The organism is Burkholderia sp. MSMB1078WGS (assembly GCF_001528895.1).
Classification (GTDB): Bacteria; Pseudomonadota; Gammaproteobacteria; order Burkholderiales; family Burkholderiaceae; genus Burkholderia.
In genome coordinates, this window is sequence record NZ_LPDI01000063.1 from 1 (window position 1) to 22,276 (window position 22,276).

At 65.9% G+C, this 22,276-nt stretch carries 21 protein-coding genes and 1 pseudogene; 15 read left to right on the forward strand and 7 right to left on the reverse strand.

The genetic code is table 11. From position 1 onward, the window contains the following. From WT24_RS32945 to WT24_RS16165, 14 genes are all read left to right on the forward strand, one after another. A partial coding sequence (locus tag WT24_RS32945) for a YadA family autotransporter adhesin (protein WP_179949359.1) occupies positions 1-1,029 on the forward strand: 1,029 nt, incomplete at its 5' end. Between the two features lie 102 nt (positions 1,030-1,131). Next, positions 1,132-1,824 (forward strand): OmpA family protein, encoded by a 693-nt coding sequence (locus WT24_RS16105; RefSeq protein ID WP_060034766.1) that lies wholly within the window; start codon positions 1,132-1,134, stop codon positions 1,822-1,824. A gap of 354 nt (positions 1,825-2,178) precedes the next feature. Further along, positions 2,179-2,739: a spore coat U domain-containing protein gene (locus WT24_RS16110; protein WP_060034768.1), complete on the forward strand. Its 561-nt coding sequence runs from the start codon at positions 2,179-2,181 to the stop codon at positions 2,737-2,739. A gap of 82 nt (positions 2,740-2,821) precedes the next feature. Next, the gene (locus tag WT24_RS16115; RefSeq protein ID WP_060034771.1) at positions 2,822-3,346 is read left to right on the forward strand and encodes a spore coat U domain-containing protein; all 525 of its coding nucleotides are present in this window, start codon (positions 2,822-2,824) and stop codon (positions 3,344-3,346) included. 18 nt (positions 3,347-3,364) lie between these two features. Then, positions 3,365-4,213: a molecular chaperone gene (locus WT24_RS16120; RefSeq protein WP_082742198.1), complete on the forward strand. Its 849-nt coding sequence runs from the start codon at positions 3,365-3,367 to the stop codon at positions 4,211-4,213. Positions 4,214-4,424: 211 nt separating this feature from the next. Further along, positions 4,425-6,677 carry a fimbria/pilus outer membrane usher protein gene (locus WT24_RS16125; RefSeq protein WP_306453352.1) on the forward strand — a complete coding sequence of 751 codons (2,253 nt, stop codon included), beginning with the start codon at positions 4,425-4,427 and terminating at the stop codon, positions 6,675-6,677. A gap of 16 nt (positions 6,678-6,693) precedes the next feature. Then, positions 6,694-7,656, forward strand: a complete 963-nt coding sequence (locus WT24_RS16130; protein ID WP_060034777.1) for a spore coat U domain-containing protein — start codon at positions 6,694-6,696, stop codon at positions 7,654-7,656. Between the two features lie 483 nt (positions 7,657-8,139). Then, positions 8,140-9,099, forward strand: a complete 960-nt coding sequence (locus tag WT24_RS16135; protein WP_059793330.1) for an AraC family transcriptional regulator — start codon at positions 8,140-8,142, stop codon at positions 9,097-9,099. 120 nt (positions 9,100-9,219) lie between these two features. Further along, on the forward strand, positions 9,220-10,161 hold the full coding sequence (locus WT24_RS16140) for a substrate-binding domain-containing protein (protein WP_060034780.1): 942 nt from the start codon (positions 9,220-9,222) through the stop codon (positions 10,159-10,161). A gap of 26 nt (positions 10,162-10,187) precedes the next feature. Then, entirely contained in the window at positions 10,188-11,708 is a 1,521-nt protein-coding gene (locus tag WT24_RS16145; RefSeq protein WP_060034782.1) for a sugar ABC transporter ATP-binding protein, read from the forward strand. Continuing rightward, on the forward strand, positions 11,695-12,702 hold the full coding sequence (locus WT24_RS16150; RefSeq protein ID WP_060034786.1) for an ABC transporter permease: 1,008 nt from the start codon (positions 11,695-11,697) through the stop codon (positions 12,700-12,702). Before WT24_RS16145 ends, WT24_RS16150 begins: the two co-directional genes overlap by 14 nt. A gap of 45 nt (positions 12,703-12,747) precedes the next feature. Further along, complete coding sequence (locus WT24_RS16155) at positions 12,748-13,836, forward strand: alcohol dehydrogenase catalytic domain-containing protein (protein ID WP_060034788.1); 1,089 nt, start codon at positions 12,748-12,750, stop codon at positions 13,834-13,836. A 29-nt stretch (positions 13,837-13,865) separates the two neighbouring features. Then, positions 13,866-15,413, forward strand: a complete 1,548-nt coding sequence (locus tag WT24_RS16160; protein ID WP_060034791.1) for an FGGY-family carbohydrate kinase — start codon at positions 13,866-13,868, stop codon at positions 15,411-15,413. Then, the gene (locus WT24_RS16165; RefSeq protein WP_060034794.1) at positions 15,410-16,168 is read left to right on the forward strand and encodes an SDR family oxidoreductase; all 759 of its coding nucleotides are present in this window, start codon (positions 15,410-15,412) and stop codon (positions 16,166-16,168) included. Before WT24_RS16160 ends, WT24_RS16165 begins: the two co-directional genes overlap by 4 nt. Before the next feature lie 48 nt (positions 16,169-16,216). On the opposite strand, the gene WT24_RS34910 is transcribed toward WT24_RS16165, so the two are convergent. The 7 genes from WT24_RS34910 to WT24_RS16200 form a co-directional block, all read right to left on the reverse strand. After that, positions 16,217-16,357, reverse strand: coding sequence for a hypothetical protein (locus tag WT24_RS34910; RefSeq protein ID WP_175888605.1), 141 nt, complete (start codon positions 16,355-16,357; stop codon positions 16,217-16,219). A gap of 172 nt (positions 16,358-16,529) precedes the next feature. Beyond that, positions 16,530-17,114 carry an NTP transferase domain-containing protein gene (locus tag WT24_RS16170; protein ID WP_059793321.1) on the reverse strand — a complete coding sequence of 195 codons (585 nt, stop codon included), beginning with the start codon at positions 17,112-17,114 and terminating at the stop codon, positions 16,530-16,532. Between the two features lie 415 nt (positions 17,115-17,529). Beyond that, the gene (locus tag WT24_RS16180) at positions 17,530-17,925 is read right to left on the reverse strand and encodes a type II toxin-antitoxin system VapC family toxin (protein WP_034206140.1); all 396 of its coding nucleotides are present in this window, start codon (positions 17,923-17,925) and stop codon (positions 17,530-17,532) included. After that, on the reverse strand, positions 17,922-18,161 hold the full coding sequence (locus tag WT24_RS16185; protein WP_034204466.1) for a type II toxin-antitoxin system Phd/YefM family antitoxin: 240 nt from the start codon (positions 18,159-18,161) through the stop codon (positions 17,922-17,924). Before WT24_RS16185 ends, WT24_RS16180 begins: the two co-directional genes overlap by 4 nt. A gap of 83 nt (positions 18,162-18,244) precedes the next feature. Continuing rightward, complete coding sequence (locus tag WT24_RS16190; RefSeq protein ID WP_059789135.1) at positions 18,245-18,928, reverse strand: Fe2+-dependent dioxygenase; 684 nt, start codon at positions 18,926-18,928, stop codon at positions 18,245-18,247. After that, positions 18,925-19,680, reverse strand: coding sequence for a tetratricopeptide repeat protein (locus tag WT24_RS16195; RefSeq protein WP_060034796.1), 756 nt, complete (start codon positions 19,678-19,680; stop codon positions 18,925-18,927). The genes WT24_RS16190 and WT24_RS16195 overlap by 4 nt, the downstream gene beginning before the upstream one ends. 3 nt (positions 19,681-19,683) lie before the next feature. After that, positions 19,684-21,927, reverse strand: a complete 2,244-nt coding sequence (locus WT24_RS16200) for a TonB-dependent siderophore receptor (protein WP_060034798.1) — start codon at positions 21,925-21,927, stop codon at positions 19,684-19,686. Positions 21,928-22,123: 196 nt separating this feature from the next. Here WT24_RS16200 and WT24_RS35805 point away from each other — a divergent pair. After that, positions 22,124-22,213, forward strand: a pseudogene (locus tag WT24_RS35805) (VapC toxin family PIN domain ribonuclease); the annotation flags it as partial. Positions 22,214-22,276: the final 63 nt, after the last annotated feature.

The following is a 22,276-nucleotide window of genomic DNA, read 5'->3' on the forward strand; positions in this document are numbered from 1 at the left end:
GCGACGGCATCGAATGAGAATTCGACGGCAGTGGGCCAAGGCTCGAATGCGACGGGTACCAATTCGACGACCACGGGTCAAGGCTCGACGGCATCGGGTCCGAGCTCGACCGCGAACGGCCAGGGCGCGACGGCATCGGGTGATAACTCGACGGCAGCAGGCCAAGGCTCGAACGCGACGGGTGCCAATTCGACGACCACGGGTCAAGGCTCGACGGCATCGGGCTCGAGCTCGACCGCGAATGGCCAGGGCGCGACGGCCTCGGGTGAGAACTCGACGACAGTGGGTCAAGGCTCGACGGCCTCGGGTGATAACTCGACGGCAGCAGGCCAAGGCTCGAACGCGACGGGTGCCAATTCGACGACCACGGGCCAAGGCTCGACGGCATCGGGTCCGAGCTCGACCGCGAACGGCCAGGGCGCGACGGCATCGGGTGAAAACTCGACGGCAGCAGGCCAAGGCTCGCATGCAACGGGCACCAACTCGACGACCACGGGTCAAGGCTCGACGGCCTCGGGGGCGAACTCGACCGCGAATGGCCAAGGTTCGATGGCAGCGGGGGCAGGGTCGACCGCAATCGGCCAGGGTTCTCGTGTTGTAGCCGGTGCAGGCAACTCGGTCGCAGTGGGTCAGGGTTCAGTGGCGACAGAAGCCGGGACCGTTTCGTTCGGTAATGGGACCGACAGCGGCAACCGTCGTCTGGTCAACATCAGGGACGGCATCAACGCGTCCGACGCAGCGACCAAGGGTCAACTCGATCGCGCAGTTGGCGGTCTGCAAGGCCAGATCAACGATATGTCGCGCGACGCTTACTCGGGTATCGCCGCAGCCACCGCGCTGACTATGATTCCGGGCGTCGATCTGGGCAAGACGCTGTCGTTCGGTATCGGTGGCGCGACCTACAAGGGCTATCAGGCGGTGGCGTTTGGCGGCGAAGCTCGGATCACGCAGAACCTGAAATTGAAGGCCGGCGTGGGCTTGTCGAGTGGTGGCAACGCTGTTGGCGTGGGTGCTTCGTATCAGTGGTGATCCACGAGACGGGCGGGGCGTAAGCCCCGCCCTGCGCGATACCTCAATGACCATTTCACTGACCAATATTTTCTGCATCAGTCTTCAAGCTGATGTTTCATCATGATCAAAACATCACTGTTTATGCGCGCGACGTTGATCGGCGCTATCGCACTGGCGCTTGGCGCCTGTACGACTCATTCGGGCTTGACCTACGACATTCGAGCGGTATCCGTGCCGGGCAAGCCGGACCGTCTGTTCCGTGTGGACTGCGATGGGCTACTCGGCAGCGCCGAGGCATGCGCGCGTGCAGCAGAGAAATTCTGCCAGGACCAGGGCGTCACAGCGCTCGAGATGATTGACCGCGTAGTCGGAGATGCGCCGAAGAAGGATCCACGCGAGATCACGTTCATGTGCGGCAAGCCGCAGCCGGTCGCGCAGCCTGCGCCCGCACCGCAACCTGCTCCGCAGAGTCAGGTGCTGTTGCAGGGCGATGCGCACTTCGACACCGACAGTTCGCAACTGACGCCACATGCTCGCGCTGCGCTCGACAGCTTCATTAAGACCAACAGCGGAACGCAATTTCGACGTGTGACGCTCACCGGTTTCACCGATTCCACTGGTGGCGCTTCGCACAATCTCGCACTGTCGAATGCACGTGCGCGCACGGTTGCGAACTATCTGCGCGACAACGGGTTGAGCGCGCAGTCGTTCGTTTCCGAAGGGCGCGGTGCATCCGATCCAGTAGCCTCAAATGCATCGGCGGAGGGCCGTGCACAGAATAGGCGCGTCGAGATCCGTATCGACATGAAATAGCGCCGCACAGCGACGCGTGCGTTCGCCATGCTGTGATTTCGGCTACGCCTCCTCGATCATAGGCGGCTGTCGACGACTGCGTAGTACTGGTTGGCATCTTTGACGTCATGCCAACCACCTCTTTGCACTATCGACGGAGGTAGACCCGTTATCGTCAACTTGCAAGACAGGAGCATCGACGGCTACAGCGGCCTGCAACGTTTTCGCTGCCAGTACGCGTTGCGCGCAGTTCGAACCGTCGAGGTTTCCTGGCTTCGGTCGACAGTGGTTGGATTGGCATGCAGACGTACGATCGACTGGTATAGCTGGGCGAATATCGCGGTAGCGGTTCTTTCACTCAAAAAAGGAAACGATATGAATGCTCATTGGAAACTTTGCGCGGCTATCGCTGTGGCGTGGGCTAGCACTGCCGCTCAAGCTCAGACGAGCCAGCTTACGGGAACGGTGAATTCGAAACTGGTCTTGACCACTGGTTGCGCAATCGACGCGGGCTCGGGCTCGAACGGCGCGACGAACTTCGGGATCCTCGATTTCGGCACGCAGCCGAGCGGCTTCACCGGTTCGCTGAATTCGCAGGCGACCGGCGGCGGTTCGACGACGCCCCAAGTGACCTGCTCGCCGGATGTAACGTCGGTACAGGTAACGGTCGACGGAGGCCAGAATGCGGGCAAGGGCACCGGAATCGGCGCTGGGACGCGCGCGCTGGCGAACGGCTCGGCATACGTGCCGTATGAGATCTATGCCGATTCGGCACACGCGAAGCGGTACGACGCGGGCAACCCGCAAGCGGTGACCGTGCCGACGCCGGGCACTGCATTCGAACTGCCAATCTACGGCATCGCGAACAAGACGAGCCACGGCGCGCTGGCCGCAGGCACCTACACGGACGTGCTAAACGTCACGCTCGTCTGGTAAGCCTCGCTCTGCCATCCGATTTCGCCCCACGGCTTTCGCGGGAAAGCCGTGGGGGCGCCTCCTTCCATTTCTTCCTATCGCTATGTGGACCACAAAAGGTGTGGTGCTCATGTTTGGCGTGGTCGTTCTGCCGGCAGCGAGCGTGGCCGATACGGCGTTGCCGACGACGAAGACCTTCGTCGTCAGCGCACAGATCGTCACGGGCTGCGGCGTCGCCGGCGGTACGAGTTCCGGACTGAATTTCGGCACGCTCGATTTTGGCGCGCACCCGGCCGTCGCCACCGGCAACGTGAGTGCGTCAACGAGTGGCAGCGCGCTGCAAATCGAGTGTTCGCCCGGCTCGACGCTGAAGATGACGGTCGACGGCGGCACTCATCCGAGCGCGGGCAATGTGCAGCGTAACCTGCAAGGCCCCGGCGGCGCACAAATCGCTTACCAGCTCTACGGAGACGTAGCCCATACGAAGGTGATTGGCGTCGGGCAGGCAATCTCGATTCCGGTTTCGGGCACGGCGACCCTGCCGATCTACGGCGTGCTGACGCTGCCGGGTGGGGCCGTGCGAGCCGGCACGTACACCGATGTCGCACAGATCACGCTGAGTTACTGAATCAATTAGGAATGCATGATGAATGATGCGATCGTCAATCTTGGTGTGGGGCAGGTGATACGGTGCATGGTGCGTTGCGCGCTCGCCGCGTTGGCGCTTGCGGGCGGCGGGACTGCGCAGGCGGCGGCCTCCGTGATGATTTGGCCGATCGATCCGGTGATTGAGAGCGATCAGCGGGCGGCCGCATTGTGGCTCGAGAACCGTGACACGAGGCCAGTGACGCTTCAGGTGCGCGTGCTTGGTTGGCGCGAGGAAAGTGGCGGAGATGTCTACACCGAGGACCAGAATCGCGTCGTCGGTAGCCCGCCGATGGCCACCGTGCCGCCCGGGAAGCGCCAGCTGATTCGGCTGACCCGTCTCGCGGAAAGCGCGCCGGGCACCGAGGACGCGTATCGCGTATTGATTGACGAAATCCCGCAGCCGGACGACAACGCGTCACAACCGGGCCAGACCCATCTTGGTGTGAAGTTCCAGATGCATTACTCGATCCCGCTGTTCGTCTACGGGAAGGGCATCTGGACCAAGGAAGACCCAGACCACAAGCGCGATCCGCTCACGATTGCGCAGCCTTTCCTGAGCTGGCATCTCGCGTGCGACGGCGGCAAGCGTTGCTGGCTGGTGATGACGAATCACGGCCGGGTTCACGCCCGCATCACACAGGTGTTGTTCGACACAGCTGGAGAACGCACGGACCTCGCGCGTGGCCTGCTCGGCTATGTGCTGCCCGGCGCGCAAATACGTTGGGCGCTGCCGGAAGACATGAAGCTCGCATCCTGGCCGGCGGCGGCTCCGCCGAAGCTGATCGCGACCGTCAACGGCAAGACCGGCGTCGCGATCGAGCCGGATGGGATCGACGCACCCAAATGAACCCGCACCACTGAAGACAAGCGGTCTCATCAACGATATGGGGGCGGTCTTGAAGCGGTGGATTCGAATGAAGGGTGAAGGCACGCTGGATTTGCGCAGCGTTGCGTGGGTGGTCGGTTTCGCGTGCGCGACGACTGGTTCGGTGCAGGCGAGCGGCGCGAAGGTACTGGCAGACAATTTCGACAGTGGGTTGCAGGTACCCAGTCGCTCGATGCGCAGCGGCACCTTATATCTGGAGTTGGTTGTCAATGCGCTACCCACGGGGCAGATCGTGCCGGTGCGCTGCCAGAATGGCACGTACTACGTGCGCGCCGGCGATCTCGCGAAGGTGTCCGTGCGCACTGGCGCTGAGCCGGAGCGAATGGTCGATCTCGCGAAGCTGGAAGGCGTCGAGGTCGAATACGACAGCGCCGAGCAGCGACTCACGCTGACCGTGCCGCCCGACTGGCTACCAAAGCAGACGGTCGGGTCCGCACGGCTCTATGACCGGACGCCGGCCGCGGTCAGTTTCGGGATGCTGTTCAACTACGACGTCTACACCAGTTCGCCGACCCGCGGGCCGAGCTATACATCGGCCTGGACCGAACAACGCCTGTTCGATCGATGGGGCACGGTGGTCAACACCGGCGTGTATCGCAAGTCGTACGGAAGCGGCGCGGGCGCAGCGGGCGACAACCGCTATCTGCGCTACGACACCACCTGGAGCTACTCCGACCAGGATCGGATGATCACGTATTCGGCGGGCGACGTGATCACGGGCGCGCTGTCGTGGACCAGCGCTGTGCGGCTTGGCGGCGTGTCGGTGGCGCGCGACTTCGCGGTGCGGCCGGACATCGTCACCTATCCGCTGCCACAGTTTGCCGGACAGGCGGCGGTGCCGACCGCGGTCGACCTGTTCGTCAACGGCAGCAAGACGGCGAGCGGGCAGGTGAACCCGGGGCCGTTCGCGCTCGACAACGTGCCGTTCATCAACGGCGCCGGCGAGGCGACGGTGGTGACGACAGACGCGCTCGGCCGTCAGGTCGCGACCACGATCCCGTTCTACGTCGCCAACACGCTGCTGCAGAAGGGGCTGGTCGACTACGCGCTGTCGATGGGCGCGATGCGCCGCAACTACGGGATCAGCTCGTTCTCGTACGGCAAGTTCGCGGCGTCGGGCACCGCGCGCTACGGTCTGACCGACTACCTGACCGTCGAAGGGCATGCGGAAGGCGGCGAGCGGCTCGCGCTCGGCGGGCTCGGCTTCGATCTTGGCGTCGGCATGTTCGGCGTGCTCAACGCGGCCGCGACGCAGAGCAGCCTCGACGGTTCGTCGGGGCAGCAGTACGCGTTCGGCTACAGCTATACGTCGCAGCGCTTCAGCGTCGCGCTGCAGCGCATCCAGCGCGCTGGCGGGTTCCGCGACCTGTCGGTCTACGACCTGCCGTCGAACATCGGCTATCGGCTGGTCCGCAGCAGCACGCAGGCGACCGGCGCGCTGAGTCTCGGCGCCCTCGGCGGCACGCTCGGCGGTGGCTACTTCGACGTGCGCGGCGGCGACGGTTTGCGCACGCGGATCGCGAACCTGTCGTACACGCGGTCGCTGTTCGGTCGCGCGACGCTCTATGCGTCGCTCAACAAGACGATCGGCGATCGCGGCGTCGCGGCGCAGATGCAGCTGATCGTGCCGATTGGCGGCCGCGGTGTGGTAACGACGGGCGCGACGCGCGACGGCGACGGCAACTGGACCGAGCGCGCGCAATACAGCCGCAGCGTGCCGAGCGACGGCGGGCTGGGCTGGAATCTCGCCTATGCCGGCGGTGCATCGCATTACCAGCAGGGCGACCTGACTTGGCGGAACCGCTACTTCCAGGTGCAGGGTGGCGCATACGGCTACGGCTCGCGCCAGGGTGGCTATACGCGCTGGGGCGAGCTGCAGGGTTCGGTGGTCGTGATGGACGGCGCGCTACTGCCCGCCAATCGCGTCGACGATGCGTTCGTGCTGATCGACACGCAAGGCCAGCAAGGTATCCCGGTGCGCTACGAGAACCAGTTGATCGGCACGACGGACGCGCGCGGTCACCTGCTGGTGCCGTGGTCGCCGTCGTTCTACGCAGGCAAGTACGAGATCGATCCGCTCGGCCTGCCAGCCAATATGCGCGTGCCGACGGTGGAGCGTCGTGTCGCGGTACGGCAGCGCGCGGGTGCGTTGGTCTCGTTTCCGGTCGAACGCGTCGTGTCGGCGAGTATCCGGCTCGTCGACGTCACGGGCAAACCGATCACGGTCGGATCGCGCGCCGAACATCGTGAGAGCGGCCAGGTGGCGCTCGTAGGTTGGAACGGTGAGACCTATTTCGAAGGGCTCGCCGCGTCCAATCACCTGAGCGTACTGAAGCCAGACGGCAGCCATTGCGACGCGCACTTCAATGTCGACATGGACACGAATGGTATGCACCGGGTGGGGCCGCTCGCCTGCGGGGATTGACAACAGGACCAACAGAATGGACATCATATGCAAACTGCTGTACCGCATCGTGCTGACGGCAACACTTGCGCTGCTCGGCCCGCTGCAAGCCCATGCCGACTGTACTGCCGGGAGTCCGCTGCCGGGGGCGTTCGGTACGGTCACGTCGTTCAATATCATGAACCAGACCCAATCGACGTCGTCCGGCAACGCGGGCATCTCGTGTGGAGGCGCACTGGTCGCATTGTTGGTGATCGGCAACCAGATCAACGGCACGATCACGTCGGCGAACAGCGGCAAGCTGGTCGGTCCGACGGGCGACGCGATTCCCTACATGCTATTCGCGGACAAGGATTACTCGACCCAACTCGATTTCGGCAACACGTACAACTGGGCGAGCACGCAGTTCCTGAGCATCATCGGCCTCGGCGGCGGCTCGTCGGCGCCGAGGCCGCTGTACATGCGCACGTCGATCGGCAGCAACGTCGCAGCCGGTACCTATACCGATACGTTGACGATCAACTGGAGCTGGCATGTCTGCAACGGGATTGGCGTCATCGTCTGCATCGGCTGGAACAATGGCTCCACGACCGTTACCGTGCCGGTGACGGTGACCGTGACGAACGACTGTACGATCATCGCGCCGGACATCAATTTCGGCAGCGCGCCGACCGTGTCGACCTTCGCGCCGGTCAGCGGCAGCCTGTCGTTCATCTGCACGAAGGGGATGATCTACACGGTTGGCCTGAGCTCGGGCAGCAACGTGGCGGCCAACGGACGGAGACAGATGGCGAGCGGCACGAGCCGGTTGCAGTACGATCTCTATAGCGGGGGCGGCAGCACAGTTTGGGGGCAAGCAACCAACCGAGCGAACAGCGCTGGTGCGGCCGACGGTCAGTCGACCCGGCAGTTTCCGTATGTGGCCCGAATCTATACGGATCAGGCGACACCGCCAGTCGGTACCTACACGGACAGCGTGATCGTAGATGTTCGCTACTAGCTGGTGCATATAGCGCGCCCTGCCTGTCATCTTGTCGCCGACCGGACCAACCAGAGCTTCATAGATGCTCACGAAACAGCAGACCACTCTTACTTCCTTAGGAACATACGCCGCTAACCTGACAATGCCTATCAATCACGCGACCGTGCTTTCGCTCACAACAGTCTTTCTTTCGCGATATTTGTAGGGAGTCCGTGTCAGCCGACAGGTTCACGTGCTCGACGGTGGCAACCGCAGGCTCTGCCAGCGCGGGCGGCCGTCCGCGCGATTCCGCGCCGCAACAAATTTGCCGTCCGGCGCCGTTTACGGCCGGATCGCGCAAAAAAGTATCGGAAATCAGGCGTAAAGTTGGTGGAGCCGCGCGCTCGATCGACCTACATTGCTTCCCATGCGACCGGTCCGCATCGCCGCGCGAAACCGCCGGCGGACGCGCGAACGAGCCGAACAGGCCGGCCAGCGATACATGGGAATGGAGACGCCAACATGATGCACCCCGATCTCGAAGTGGTCGAAGTGCGACGCGACGAGTCGTTCAAGGTCTGGTCGCACGGCTATCCGTATCGCACGATCCGCTGGCATTTCCATCCCGAATTCGAGCTGCACCTGATCGTCGCGACGCACGGCAAGTATTTCGTCGGCGATCACATCGGCTCGTTCGGCCCCGGCCATCTCGTGCTGCTCGGCCCGAACCTGCCGCACAACTGGGTCAGCGACATGGCCGAAGGCGAAACCGTCGAGCGGCGCAATCTCGTGATCCAGTTCGATCCGTCTTTCGTGCGCCGCTGCATGGACGCGTTTCCCGAATGCCGCGACGCGCAGACGCTGCTCGACGATGCGCGGCGCGGGGTCGGCTTCGACGCGGCGACGAGCGCCGCGATCGCCCCGCTGTTCGACGCGTTGCTGACCGCGCGCGGCATGCACCGCATCGCGCTGTTCATGACGATCCTCGAGCGGCTGTGCGGCGCGGCCGAGCGCACGCTGCTCGCGAGCCCCGCATACGACCAGACCGACGTCACGCCGACGCGGCTCAGTCACGCGCTGTCGTATATCGGCAAGAACCTCGCATCCGAGCTGCGCGAATCCGATCTCGCGCAATTGACCGGGCAGAGCGTCAGCGCGTTCTCGCGCGCGTTCCATCGCCACACGGGCATGCCGTTCGTCCAGTACGTGAATCGCCTGCGGATCGAATCCGCATGCCAGATGCTGCTCGCCGACGACGCGAGCATCACCGACGTCTGTTTCCAGGCCGGCTTCAACAACGTGTCGAACTTCAACCGCCAGTTCCGCGCGGTGAAGGGGATGGCGCCGTCCGAATTCCGCGCGCTGCAGCGCCTGAACGCGCGCAGCCGCGAGCTGGCGCTGCATGCGGCGCCCACCGGTAACCCGCTGCCGCCGCGCGTGCTGACGCCCGGCGCACCCGAGCTCGCGCCGCAGCCCGGATGATCGCCGGGCCGCCGCCCGCCCGAGTTTGCTCCGTCGTTTTACCCAGCCGATCGCGTCGCTCACGTCGCGAGGGGCGCATTCATCCACGAAAAAGCCGCACACAATTCAGGAGACACCGTCATGACGCACGCATCGCCCGCTTCATCCTCCCGTCGCACCGCCCGCCTGGCGGCCGTTGCCGCGCTCGCCGTCGCGGCCCTGCTGCCCGCCGCCGCCCACGCGGCGCCACTGCGGATCGGCATGACGTTCCAGGAGCTGAACAACCCGTATTTCGTGACGATGCAGAAGGCGCTGAACGACGCGGCCGCGTCGATCGGCGCGCAGGTCGTCGTTACCGACGCGCATCACGACGTCAGCAAGCAGGTGAGCGACGTCGAGGACATGCTGCAGAAGAAGATCGACATCCTGCTCGTGAACCCGACCGATTCGACCGGCATCCAGTCGGCGATCGCGCAAGCGAAGAAGGCGGGCGCGGTGGTCGTGGCCGTCGATGCGAACGCGAACGGCCCGGTCGATTCGTTCGTCGGTTCGAAGAATTACGATGCGGGCGTGATGTCGTGCGAATACCTCGCGAAGGCGATCGGCGGCAGCGGCGAGGTCGCGATCCTCGACGGCATTCCGGTCGTGCCGATTCTCGAGCGCGTGCGCGGCTGCAAGGCCGGGCTCGCGAAATTCCCGAACGTGAAACTCGTCGACACGCAGAACGGCAAGCAGGAGCGCGCGACCGCGCTGTCGGTCACCGAAAACATGATTTCCGCGCATCCGAACCTGAAGGGCATCTTCAGCGTGAACGACGGCGGCTCGATGGGCGCGCTCGCCGCGATCGAGGGGTCCGGCAAGGACATCAAGCTGACGAGCGTCGATGGCGCGCCCGAGGCGATCGCCGCGATCCAGAAGCCGAACTCGAAGTTCGTCGAGACGACTGCGCAGTTCCCGGCCGACCAGGTGCGCATCGCGCTCGGCATCGCGATCGCGCGCAAGTGGGGCGCGACGGTGCCGAAGGCGATTCCTGTCGACGTGAAGGTCGTCGATCGCGGCAACGCGAAGGGTTTCAGCTGGTGAACGACGCCCTTCGCACGGAGAAGCCGATGGATACGATACTCAGGCTCGGTCACATCACGAAAAGCTTTCCCGGTGTGAAGGCGCTGTCCGACATCGATCTGGAGATCGCGCGCGGCGAGATCCATGCGCTGCTCGGCGAGAACGGCGCCGGAAAATCGACGCTGATGAAGATCCTGTGCGGCATCCACCAGCCGGATGCCGGCACGATCGAGATCGACGGCGCCGCGCGCCATTTCGCGGACTATCACGACGCGGTCGCGGCCGGCGTCGGCATCGTGTTCCAGGAATTCAGCCTGATTCCGCACCTCGATGCCGTCGACAACCTGTTCCTCGGCCGCGAGTTGCGCACGCGCTGGGGGGCGCGCGATCGCAAGCGGATGCGCGCGGCGGCGGCGGCCATCTTCGCGCGGCTCGGCGTGGCGATCGATCTCGATGCGCCGATCCGCGCGCTGTCGGTCGCGCAGCAGCAGTTCGTCGAGATCGGCAAGGCGCTGTCGCTCGACGCGCGCATTCTGATCCTCGACGAACCGACCGCGACGCTCACGCCGGCCGAGGCCGAGCACCTGTTCGCGATCATGCGCGAGCTGAAGCGGCAGGGCGTCGCGATGATCTTCATCTCGCATCACCTCGACGAAATTTTCGCGGTGTGCGACCGCATCACGGTGCTGCGCGACGGCCAGTACGTCGCGACGACCGACGTCGCGCGCACCGATGTCGAGCAACTGGTGCGGATGATGGTCGGCCGCCGGATCGAAAGCAGCTTTCCGCCGAAGCCGGTGCTGCCGGCCGACGCGCCGGTCGTGCTCGACGTCCATGCGCTGCAGATCGAGCGCGACGGCCCGGTGAACAGCTTCGCGCTTCGCGCCGGCGAGATCCTCGGCTTCGCGGGGCTGGTCGGCTCGGGCCGCACGGAAACCGCGCTCGCGGTGATCGGCGCGACACGCGCGCATCGCAAGGAACTGCGCGTACGCGGCGCGGCGGCGAAGCTCGCCGATCCGGCCGACGCACTGCGCGCGGGCATCGGCCTCCTGCCGGAAAGCCGCAAGACGGAAGGGCTCGTCACGTCGTTTTCGATTCGCGACAACATCTCGCTGAACAATCTCGGCAAGTACCGGTCGATGCGCTGGCTGATCGACCGGCGCGGCGAGGCGCGTACGACGCACGACGTGATGCGGCGCGTCGGCGTGAAGGCGCCGTCGATCCACACCGAGGTCGCGACGCTGTCCGGCGGCAATCAGCAGAAGGTCGTGATCGCGCGCTGGCTGAACCATCACACGTCGGTGCTGATCTTCGACGAGCCGACGCGCGGTATCGACGTCGGCGCGAAAGCCGAAATCTACGGGCTGATGCGCGAACTCACCGCGCGCGGCTACGCCATCATCATGATCTCGTCCGAATTGCCGGAAATCGTCGGCATGTGCGATCGCGTCGCCGTGTTCCGGCAGGGCCGCATCGAGGCGACGCTCGCCGGCGACGAGATCGATCCCGACACGGTCATGACCTATGCCACGGCCGGCACGCGAGGAGCGACCCATGAACCTGCCTGATTCCTCTTCCACGCCTTCCACGACGCTCGCGGCCACGGCCGCCGATGCGCCGCCGCCCCGCGCGATGTGGGCCCGGTTGCGCCGCTCGACGCTGTTCTATCCGCTCGTGGGCCTCGTCGTCGTGTGCATCGCGATGATGGTCGCGAGCCCGAGCTTCCTGTCCGCCGCGAACCTCGAAAACGTGCTGCGCCAGGTCTCGATCAACGCGATCATCGCGGTCGGCATGACCTGCGTGATCCTGACGGGCGGCATCGACCTGTCGGTCGGCTCGGTGATGGCGCTGTCCGGCACGCTCGCGGCCGGGCTGATGGTCGCTGGCGTCAACGCGGCCGCCGCGCTGGCGATCGGCATCGCGGTCGGCCTGGGCTTCGGCTTCCTGAACGGCGTGTTCGTCGCGTTCGCGGGGATGCCGCCGATCATCGTCACGCTCGCGACGATGGGCATCGCGCGCGGCCTCGCGCTGATCTACACGGGCGGCTATCCGATCGACGGGCTGCCCGACTGGGTCGCGTTCTTCGGCAGCGGCAAGGTGCTCGGCATCCAGGCGCCGGTGCTGATCATGCTGGCGGTCTATGCGATCGCGTGGCTGTTGCTCGACCGGATGCCGTTCGGCCGCTACGTGTACGCGATCGGCGGCAACGAGCAGGCGACGCGGCTCACCGGCGTGCGGGTCGCGCGCGTGAAGCTGATCGTCTACACGCTGGCCGGCGTCACGTCGGCGCTCGCCGCGATCGTGCTGACCGGGCGTCTGATGAGCGGGCAGCCGAACGCCGGCGTGGGCTTCGAGCTCGACGCGATCGCGGCCGTCGTGATGGGCGGCACGTCGATCTCCGGCGGGCGCGGCGCGATCCTCGGCACGCTCGTCGGGGCGCTGCTGCTCGGCGTGCTCAACAACGGGCTCAACATGATCGGCGTGAACCCGTACGTGCAGAACGTGATCAAGGGCGGAATCATCCTGCTCGCGATCTACATCAGCCGCGAGCGATCGCGGTAACGATCGATCCATCGGTTATCCAATCAATTGGAAAAGAGACAACTCATGACGACACCCGAAGCCCAGCCGCGCATGACCGCGGTCGTCTGCCACGGCCCCGAGGACTATCGCGTCGAACAGGTCGCGAAGCCGCACCCCGGGACGAACGAGCTCGTGATCCGCATCGCCGCTTGCGGCATCTGCGCGAGCGACTGCAAGTGCTATACCGGCGCCAAGATGTTCTGGGGCGGACCGAGCCCGTGGGTGAAGGCGCCGGTGATCCCCGGCCACGAATTCTTCGGCCATGTCGAAGCGCTCGGCGACGGCGCGGCCGAGCATTTCGGCGTGGCGATGGGCGATCGCGTGATCGCCGAGCAGATCGTGCCGTGCGGCAAGTGTCGCTATTGCAAGTCGGGCCAGTACTGGATGTGCGAGGTGCACAACATCTTCGGCTTCCAGCGCGAAGTCGCCGACGGCGGAATGGCCGAGTACATGCGCATTCCGCCGACCGCGATCGTCCACAAGATCCCGCTTGGCGTATCGCTCGAGGATGCGGCGATCATCGAGCCGCTGTCGTGCGCGATCCATACGGTGAACCGCGGCGACGTCCAGCTCGACGACGTCGTCGTGATCGCGGGCGCGGGCCCGCTCGGGCTGATGATGACGCAGGTCGCGCACCTGAAGACGCCGAAGAAGCTCGTCGTGATCGACCTGATCGACGAACGGCTCGAACTCGCGCGGCAGTACGGCGCCGACGTGACGATCAACCCGCGGCGCGACGATGCGCGCGAGATCGTCCGCGCCCTTACCGACGGCTACGGTTGCGACGTCTACATCGAGACGACCGGCGCGCCGGTCGGCGTGAACCAGGGGCTCGACCTGATCCGCAAGCTCGGCCGCTTCGTCGAATTCAGCGTGTTCGGCGAGGATGCGACCGTCGACTGGTCGATCATCGGCGATCGCAAGGAGCTCGACGTGCGCGGTGCGCATCTCGGGCCGTACTGCTATCCGGTCGCGATCGACCTGCTCGCACGCGGGCTCGTCACGTCGAAGGGCATCGTCACGCACGGCTTCGCGCTCAAGGACTGGGACGATGCGATCCGCGTCGCGAAATCGCCCGAATCGATCAAGGTGCTGCTGAAGCCGGCCCGCTGACGGCCGGCGCGCGCCTCACCGGAGACATCATGGAATACGTCATAGGCGTCGACATCGGCACACAGAGCACCAAGGCGCTGCTGGTCGACCGGCACGGCACGATCGTCGCGCGGCGCTCGGCCGGCTACCAGCCCGATACGCCGCGCCCGCTGTGGGCCGAGCAGTGGCCGCAGGTGTGGTTCGACGCGGTGCTCGACTGCATCGCCGGCTGCGTGAGCGATGCGCGCGCGCAGGGCGTGCCGGCCGATGCGATCCGTGCGGTGTGCGTGAGCAGCCTGTACGGCGGCTCGGGCATCCCGGTCGACATCGACATGCGGCCGTTGCATCCGTGCCTGATCTGGATGGACCGGCGCGCGACCGCGGAAGTCGACTGGGTCAACGAGCACGTGAATGTCGAGCGGCTGCGCGTGATCACCGGCAACGGCGTCGATAGCTACTACGGGTTCACCAAGATGCTGTGGCTGCGCGACCGGCGGCCGGACGTATGGGCGAACGTGCGCTACTTCCTGCCGCCGAATGCGTACGTGATCTACCTGCTGACCGGCGAAGTGGCGGTCGATCACAGTTCGGCCGGCAATATCGGCGGCGTGTACGACGTCGCACGCCGTGAATGGTCCGACGACGCGCTCGACATGCTCGGCATTCCGGCGACGATGATGCCGGAACGGCTGGTCGATTCGACGGACATCGTCGGCGGTCTGCTGTCGCAATGGACCGCGCAACTCGGGCTGCCGGCCGGCACGCCCGTCGTCGCGGGCGGTGTCGATGCGGCGGTGGCGACCTTCGCGGCCGGCGCGACGCGTGCCGGGCAGCACGTCGCGATGATCGGCACCAGCATGTGCTGGGGCTACGTGAACCGGCACGTCGATGCGCGGCATGGCCTCGTCAGCATGCCGCACGTGTTCGACGGGCAGCGCGACCTGTACGTGTTCGGCGGTGCGATCACGGCCGGCGCGTCGGTGGCGTGGTTTCGCGATCAGTTCTGCCATGCGGAAGTCGATGCGGCGCGCCTGCTGCCGCACGGCGATCCGCATGCGCTGCTCGAGGAGGCGGCCGAATGTGTGCCGGCCGGCGCCGACGGCGTGCTGTTCCTGCCGTATCTGATGGGCGAGCGCAGCCCGGTGTGGGATGCGAAGGCGAGCGGCGCGTTCGTCGGGCTGAGTCTCGCGCATACGCGTGCGCATCTTTATCGTGCGGTGCTCGAAGGCGTCGCGTTCGCGTTGCGCCACAACATCGAGGCCGGCCGCCGTGGCGCGGTGACGCTGGACGATCGATTGATCGTCGTCGGCGGCGCCGCGCATTCGGCGCTGTGGATGCAGATCATCGCGGACGTGACGGATTTCCCGGTATGGACGATCGAGCAGGACGTCGAAGCCGCGATGGGGGCTGCGCTGCTTGCGGGTGTCGGAGCAGGGCTCGTGTCGCGCGACGACGCGCAGGGCGGCTGGGTCACGCTCGTCGAGCGCGCACGGCCCGATGCCGACCGCGCGAAAACGTACGACGCGCGTTTTTCGCTGTACACGGCGCTGTATCCGGCACTCAAGCCGATCATGCACGGGCTGGGCACACCATCATGAACACACGATTCGATTTCGGCGGGTCAACGGTGCTCGTCACGGGCGCATCGAGCGGAATCGGCCGCGCGTGCGCAGTCGCGCTGGCGCACGTCGGCGCGCGCGTCGTCGCGGCGGGGCGCGACATGGCCGCGCTCGACATGCTCGCCGGCGAGATTGCGTGCGAGACGTTGCGCATGGATGTCGGCGAGGACGAACGCGCGATCGATGCCGCACTCGCTGCATACGACGCGTTCGACGGCCTGGTCAATTGCGCGGGGATCGCGTCGCTCGAACCGGCGCTCGATGTCGGCGCCGCGCATTTCGATCGCGTGATGGCCGTCAATGCGCGCGGCGCGGCGCTCGTCGCGCGGGCCGTGGCCCGAAAGATGATTGAGCGCGACGCACGCGGCGCGGCGCATGCACGGGGCAGCATCGTCAACGTGTCGAGTCAGGCCGCGCTCGTCGGCCTGCCCGCGCATCTGAGCTATTGCGCGTCGAAGGCGGCGATGGACGCGATCACGCGCGTGCTGTGCATCGAGCTCGGGCCGCACGGCATTCGTGTGAACAGCGTGAACCCCACCGTCACGCTCACGCCGATGGCGCAGTTCGCATGGAGCGACCCGGAGAAGCGCGCGCCGATGCTGGCCGCGATTCCGCTCGGCCGATTCGCGGAGCCGGACGAAGTCGTCGAACCGATCCTGTTTTTGCTGAGCGATGCGGCGTCGATGATCAGCGGCGTGTCGCTGCCGATCGACGGCGGCTATACGGCACGCTAGACCGCAGTCGCGCGAGGAGCGGGTCGCGTTCGCAAAGCGGCCGGCGCGCTAGACCGGATCCTTGCTCGGCGGTTCGTCCGGCTGCTGCGGGTTGTCGTGATGACCGGGCGGCGACGAGAACGGATCGTTTTCCGGATCGCGGTTCGGGTCGGCCGGTGGCTCGGGCGTCGGGGTCGTGTGATCGCTCATGGAGAACTCGCGCGGTGCGTGACAGCGGTGGCGCGGCGGACGCGCCTCGTCTCCGTTATAGCCAATCGGGCGCGGGTTTGCAGCGGGATTCTTGCGGCGGGTGGTCGATCGTCGCGGAAATCCGCCGATCGGCGGGGTTCGTGCGGGAACGTGCGGGCCTGCGCAATCGACGTCAGCGCAAATCCGCGGGTGTATCGACGTCGCGCAGGATGCCGGGGTCGTCGACGTCGAGCAGTGTCACCGGTGCACTGGCGAGCAGCGCGCGGGCGCCCGTGTCGCCGTCGAGGGCGGCGAGCGCATCGAAATGGTGCGCGGCGAAACCGACCGGATGGCCGCGCACGCCGCGATGCGCGGGCGCGACGATCGACGCGTGGTCGGCTTCGAGCGCGCGTGCGACCGTTTCGTAAGTGGACGCCGCGATCCATGGCATGTCGCCGAGCGCGACGAGCCAGCCGCTCGCGTCGGGCGTGGTGCGGACGCCGGCCGCGAGGCTCGCGCCCATGCCGCGCAACGCGTCGGGTGCATAAACGACCTGGCAGCCGGCTTCGTTCAGCAAAATCGCAAGCTTTTCGGCGCCGGGACGCACGACGGCGATCACGTCGGCGGTGGCGGCCGCGAGACGGCGGGCGGCGGCGACCGCCACCGGCGTGCCGTCGGGAAGCCGAGCGAGCAGCTTGCTGTGCAGGCCGCTCGGGTCGAAGCGTTGACCAAGGCCGCCGGCGAGCAGGACGCCGGTGGCGAGTGACGCATAGGACATCGGCGCGAGGGGAGTGAGGCAGGTGCTGCGATTGTGCGGGAGCACACGCGGATCGGCAAGTGAGGATGTTACCGGGTCACGCGTGTCGGATCGGGAAAACCGTCATCGCGACGCTACGTCGAGCATGCTTTCGTCGACAGGAGCGTAAATTGCGTGCGATTCGTTCTGCATGACGGCCCAATGACGATCGCCGAACGAGAGATCGACGAACCGTTCGTGCGACTCCCGCAGGGCGATCGACCGGACGGCGGCATCGGAGAGCGGTATCACGGTAGCGGGCCAATGGCACGAGGACGGTTGCGGGCCACGCACCGATATCGAGAGGGGCGGCCGCGGTCGTTTGGTCAGACGAATCGCCAATATGCTGGAGTCTGGCGGAAGGTGCGCCGCGGTTCGACCCGCGGGCGGGCAACGCTCACCAGAGCGTCTTGACGTGCGCGTACGCGCGGATTTTTTCGTCGCGGGTGACGAGCGGCGCGCCGAGCCGCCGCGCGGTCGCGACGATCATGCGATCGGCCGGATCCTTGTGGAACGTGCCGGGTAGATCGGTGGATTTCGCGGCGATGTCGGCATCGACCGGCACGAAGCGCATGCCGTCGATCTGCGCGACGGTGGCGAGCCATGCGTCGACATCCATCGTCAGTGCGAGGCGGTCGTTGCGCACCAGCATCGCAATTTCCCACGCGGAGATGGCGGATGCGGCGAGCGCGCCTTCGCTCCGTGCACGATCGATCGCGCTTCGCGCCTTCCTGCTGAGCGCCGGGTCGCCCGCTACCCACCACACCAATGCATGTGTATCCAGCACGATCACCGCGACGCCTCCCAATCATCTTCCGCAATCGGATCGAGAGGATTGTCGTAGCGCATGACCGAACCGCGCAATATGTCCAACGGTTGAGTTTCGCGCGAGCGATACGGCCGGATCTCGAGCGTCGGTTTGCCGTGGTCGGTGACGATCAGGCTCTCGCCCGACGCCTCGACGAGCCGGAAGTATTCGAGTGCGCGAGCCTTGAATTCGGATTTCGATACGGGAGCGTGCGGCATCATGATATGAGCATGGTCATTTGACGATGGTCATTTTAGACCCGCTTTTCGACACGGTGCAAGCGCCGGGGCGTGACCGGCTCGCGCTACGCGTCCGCCCACTTCCTCAACAGGTTGTGATAAATCCCGGTCAATGAAATGACCACCGGATCCTTCGCCCCTTTTTCGGCGGAAAGCGCCTGAATCTGCGTATCGAGCTGAAACAGCAGCGTGCGGTCGCCATCGTCGCGCACCATGCTCTGGATCCAGAAGAACGACGCGACGCGTTCACCTCGCGTCACCGGCGTCACGTGATGCAGGCTCGACGCCGGATACAGCACGAGATCGCCCGCCGGCAGCTTCGCGCGATGCACGCCGTACGTGTCTTCCACGCACAGCTCACCGCCGTCGTACGCTTCGGGCTCCTCGAGAAACAGCGTCGCCGACAGGTCGCTGCGCACGCGGAAATCCGTGCCGCGCAGCAGCCGGATCGCGTTGTCCACGTGCGTGCCGAACGCTTCGCCGCCTTCATAGCGATTGAACAGCGGCGGAAACACCTTGAGCGGCAGCGCCGCCGAAAAGAACAGCGGATGGCGCGCGAGCGCGTCCTGGATCGCGTCGCCCACCGCGCGCGCGGCCGGCGAGCCTTCCGGCAATTGCCGGTTGCGTTTCGCGAGCGCCGACTGCGCGCCGGACGTCGCGTTGCCGTCGACCCATTCGGCGGCATCGAGCAGATCGCGGCATTGCGCGACTTGCGCTCGAGTCAGTACGCCGGGGATATGAAGCATCATGGTGCGGATTCCATTGCGTGCGGCGCCAGTTGCACGGCCGCCGCCCGAAAAGCGTCGACCGGCGACGAAACGAGATACGCACGCATCTTCGCGATGAACGCGGGTGTCGCGGTGGCCGGCACGCGCGCGAGCCAGTCGAGCGCTTCGTCGACGCGCCCGCGCTCGGCGAGCAGCCGCGCATAGTTGAACTGGCCGCGGAAGTCGCCGGCAACGGCGGCGCGGCGATAGTGGTCGAACGCGGCGTCGGTGTCGACGGGTACGACCCAGCCGTCTTCGTAGAAGCCGCCGATCAGGTTGATCGATTTCGCATGGCCGAGCGCGGCCGCGCGGCGGAACCAGTCGAGTGCGTCGGCGCGGTTCTCGTCGACGCCGTTGCCGAGCGCAAGGGCAGTCGCGTAGTTGTACATGCCCCAGTCGAGGCCCGCGTGTGCGGCGAGCCGGTACCAGTACACGGCGACCGGCGCGCACGCGGCCGTACCCCAGCCGAACTCGTAGCAGCGCCCGAGCATGTTCATCGCCATCGGGTGGCCGGCTCGCGCCGCGTGCCGGAACCAGCTGAATGCGGCGGCCGGATCGCGTGCGACGCCGTGCCCGTCGAGCAGGTATTGCCCGTAGACGGCCTGCGCGTCGACGATGCCGTGGTCGGCCGCTGCCGCGACCCACGCGGCGGCGCGCTCGGGCGGACCGGCCAGGATGTCGGCGAACGCGCGCGGCGATACCGACGCGAGCGCCTTCAGCGATACGGCTTGCATCGATCAGTAGCGCGCGTTCAGCGTGACGAACGCCGAGCGGCCCGGGGCGATCGACGCATAGTGCGCCGGATACGCCTGATCGAAGTAGGTGCGGTTGAACAGGTTGTTCACGTTCAGTTGCAGGTCGAGCTTCTTGTTGATCCGGTACTGCGCCATCGCGTCGAAGCGCCAGTACGACGGCACGGCGCGCAGGTTCGCGGGATCGCCGAACACTTCCGACATGTAGAACGCGCCGCCGCCGACCGTGAACTGCGGCGTGACGTCGTAGTTCGACCACATCGTGAGGCTGTGCTTCGGCGTGTTCGGGAAGCGGTTGCCGTTGTTCGCGGCGTCCTTGCCGTTGTCGCGCAGCGCGCTCTTCATGTACGTATAGCCGCCGAACACCTGCCACTGCTTCGTGATCTGGCCGGCGAGGCCGAGCTCGAGGCCCTGCACGCGCTTGTTGCCGACCATCGCGTACTGATTGTTCGGCAGCGTCACGCGTGCGTTCGTCGTATCGATCTGGAACAGCGCGGCCGTCAGCGACAGCTTGTCGTTCAGCACGTTCCACTTCGTGCCGAGCTCGATGCTGCGGTTCTTCTCGGGCGCCATCTGGTCGGCGTTCGGCCCGACGCCGCCGCGGCCCGGCGTGAGCGACTGCGTTTCGCTGCCTTCGCCGAGCAGCATGCCGGCGGGCGTCGACGACGTCGCATACGACGCGTAGATACTGCCGTTCCGCGCCGGCTTGAATACGAGGCCGGCCTGCCAGTTGAACAGCGTGTCGTCGCGCGTATAGGTCTTGCCGCCGTTGGCCTTGGTATCGGTGAAGCGGGTCGAGTAGTCGTCGACGCGTACGCCGGCGTTCACCTGCCAGCGCGGCGTGAGCTCGATCGTGTCGAAGCCGTAGATCGACTTCGTCGTCGTGCGCGCATGCGCGTAGTCGTTGTTGCGCGTGATCGAACCGGCCCACGGGTCGTTCGGATTCGGCGACCAGAGGCTCGTGCAGTTGTAGCCCGACGGCGCGCCGATGCCTTTCTGGCAGATCGTGCCCTTGTCGGTCGCGACCGTGTACGAATCGCGCTTGCCCCATTCGCGCGACAGCTCGATACCCGTCGTGAAGCTGTGCTTGAACGGGCCCGTACGGAATTCGCCGAACAGCTCGGTCAGGTTCGCGAGGCTGTTGATCGAGCTGTTGCGGTTGTTGTTGCGGCGCCAGACCTTGCCGTTCACCACGTTGCCCTGGCTGTCGTCCGGCTGCGTCCAGATGTAGTCCTGCGTCGATTCCGTGTAGCGCGTGGTGTTGCGCACCGTGAGGTTCGGCGTGATGTCGTGCTCGATCTTGATCGTGCTGATGTCCGACGTGGTCTTGCGGAAGTCGCGGTCGACCAGGCCGTAGAAGTTGTGGCGATCGACCGGCGCCGGATAGATAGTGCCGACGTTCGCGGGCTTGTTCGACGTCGTGTAGAAGTACGGGATCCCGCCGTCGGGCATGTCGTCCGTCTGCAGGTGGTAGTAGCTCGCGGTCACGCGCGTCGGCGTGCCGAGGCCGAACGCGATCGACGGCGCGACACCCCAGCGCTCGTTGTTGACGGCGTCGCGGCCGGCGACGTCGTTGTTGTGGCTCATCAGATTCAGGCGGAACGCGGCGTGATCGGCGAACTGCCAGTTGCCGTCGGCGGTGAAGCGGCGATAGCGGTCGGTGCCGAGGCCCGCGCTCGCGGCGGCCGTCGTGCCGAGATGCGGGGCCTTCGTGATCAGGTTGATGCTGCCGCCGGCGCCGCCGCGGCCGCCGTATGCGCCATCGGAACCCTTGGTGATCTCGACGCGCTCGGTGTTGAAGATCTCGCGCGTGGTGGCGCCCGTGTCGCGCATGCCGTCGACGAACATGCTGCCCTGCGTGTCGTAGCCGCGGATGAACGGACGGTCGCCGAGCGGGTTGCCGCCTTCGCCGGCGCCGAACGTGATGCCCGGCACCGTGCGCAGCGCTTCGGTCAGCGTTGCCGCGCCGCTGCTCTGGATCAGTTCCTGCGGGATCACGGTGACGGATTTCGGCGTGTCGACGAGCGGCGCGGTGAATTTCGCGGAAGCGGAAAAGTCGGCCTTGTAGCTGTGCTCGGTCTTGCCCTGGATCTCGATCGGCGCGAGGTGGCCTTCGGTGCTGGCGGGCGCCGCGGGCGGCGTGCCGTCGGCAAACGCGGGGCTCGCGGCGAGCACGCTGCACAGGGTGGTGAATTTACCGAGCTTCAGCTCGTCGGGACGGGACTTCATGGTGCGCTTCGACCTCGCGGTGTGGCCCCGGCACTGCGGAAATGTGCATGCCGCCGGGAATTATTACGATTTGTTTTCAGGCGGCATTCTATGTAATTTTTGTTTGAATGAGAAGCGTTCTTGTTAGCGTTTGTAAGGGAATGGTTGACGAATGTTGCGGAGGGATGGCGGCGGTTGGCCGGCGGGAAACGACCGATCAGCCCACGCGAACGGCCTGAACGGCGCCACGCGAGACGTCGCGCCGTTCGCTGCGGCGGGGCTTCGAGCGATCGATCCGTGGGTGCGGCAGCGTCCGGTTGCAGCCTCCATAAATCGCGCCGAAATGAAAAACGCGCCGTGCAATGCGGCG